At 56.3% G+C, this 1,815-nt stretch carries 1 protein-coding gene; it reads left to right on the top strand.

Annotated elements, in window-relative coordinates; all coding sequences use genetic code 11:
• Positions 1-411: 411 nt before the first annotated feature.
• Positions 412-1,629, top strand: coding sequence for a tyrosine-type recombinase/integrase (locus EGI20_RS18160; protein WP_498630198.1), 1,218 nt, complete (start codon positions 412-414; stop codon positions 1,627-1,629).
• The last annotated feature ends 186 nt before the right edge of the window (positions 1,630-1,815 follow it).

The following is a 1,815-nucleotide window of genomic DNA, read 5'->3' as shown; positions in this document are numbered from 1 at the left end:
ACGCACGTTGCGTGCCGCCGTTAACACCAAGCTTATTTTTGATGCCCGGCCAGCGCCACAGTCGGTCTACGCCGGAGCCACTTTGATTTCTTGAGCGGCCGCGCCGCCGTACACAGGCAAGACCCTGCGATCCAGCGCAGCATGCATTTCTTGTTGGTATTTATGTTGGTATTTTTAAAAATAGAATTACACAAATCCTTTAAAGACAATGCTTGTAAGGTGTTTTGTGATAGTCGCCGCCCCACCAAACTACCGTTTCATGACGTGTCATGAAACACCAAGAACCCCGAGAAATAAGCCTCTCGGGGTTTTTTTATGTCTCACGATGTGCCATAACATCTCTAGACATGCCAACGCCGGTGTTGGTATTCCTGTTGGTTCCCAGTACCAACAGATCACAGGTACCAACAAATGCCTCTGACCGACACAGCCTGCAAGAACGCCAAGTCCAACGACAACGGAAAGCCAGCCAAGCTAACCGACGAAAAAGGCATGCATCTGCTCGTTAACTGCATCGGGAAATACTGGCGGCTCTCTTACCGTTTCGATGGCAAACAGAAAACACTGGCACTTGGTATCTATCCAGAAATCAGCCTGAAAGATGCGCGCAACCGCCGGGACGAAGCCCGCCGCCTGCTTGCCGAAGGCATCGACCCCGGCATCAACCGCAAGGTACAAAAAGCCACCAAGGCACAGCAAGCCGAAAATAGCTTTGAGGTTATCGCCCGCGAGTGGTTTTCCAAATACCTGCCAACCTGGACGGCAGGCCACGCAGACAAGACCATGCGCCGTTTCGAGCGCGACATTTTCCCATGGATAGGCAAGCGTCCCATTGCCCAGATCGAGGCACCAGAGCTTCTGACCGCTCTGCGCCGCATTGAGCATCGCGGCGCCATAGAAACGGCGCACCGCGCCCTGCAAACTTGCGGCCAGGTATTCCGCTACGCGATTGCCTCCGGTCGCGCCCAGCGCAACCCAGCCGCAGATCTGGCCGGCGCACTGGCCCCCGTTATCTCCAAATCATTCCCTACCATCACCAGCCCTGCCCTGATTGCCGAATTGCTGCATGCCCTCGACGGCTATCAGGGGTCGTTCGTGACGCAATGCGCACTAAAACTAGCACCGCTGACATTCGTGCGCCCCGGTGAACTGCGCAAAGCGGAATGGCAAGAAATCGACCTCGATGCCGCCCAGTGGGTCATCCCGGCCGAACGCATGAAGGCGCGGGAAAAACACGTTGTCCCGCTTTCATTTCAGGCGGTGATGGTGCTGCGCGAATTGCAGGCGCTCACCGGGCATGGCCAGTACGTTTTCCCCGGCGCCCGCACCAATGGCCGCCCCATGTCTGAAAACACGGTCAACGCAGCCTTGCGCCGCCTTGGCTATGACAAGGACACCATGACCGGGCACGGCTTCCGGCATATGGCGTCCACGCTGCTGAATGAACAAGGCTGGAACCGCGACGCCATCGAGCGCCAGATGGCACATGCCGAACGGAACAGCATTCGTGCTACATATAATTATGCTGAGTATTTACCCGAACGCCGCCGCATGATGCAGGCGTGGGCAGATTATTTGGCCGGACTCAAGGCCGGCGCAAAAGTGACGCCGTTATTTAAAACGGCCTGACACCCGCTTTGCCACACCTAGGCCGACGGGCCGAAGACCGGGAAACCCTGCCCGGCTGACGTGGCAATTCATACAGGGAAACGCCAAGAGGGCGCAATGGGACATCCGTGGGAAAACGACAACTGCGAACAAATTCGCGCACACTACGCTTACTATTCACTACCTATTGCTGCTCTTCTGTGGTGT

This window comes from Aquitalea sp. S1-19, from assembly GCF_024343515.1.
The sequence above is the reverse complement of the archived record's forward strand: the minus strand, read 5'-3'. Positions and strand labels throughout refer to the sequence as shown.

What these genes read in the sequence shown, in the direction of transcription:
- EGI20_RS18160 (WP_498630198.1), top strand. Translation starts at nt 412, where the DNA reads ATGCCTCTGACCGACACAGCCTGCAAGAACGCCAAGTCCAACGACAAC.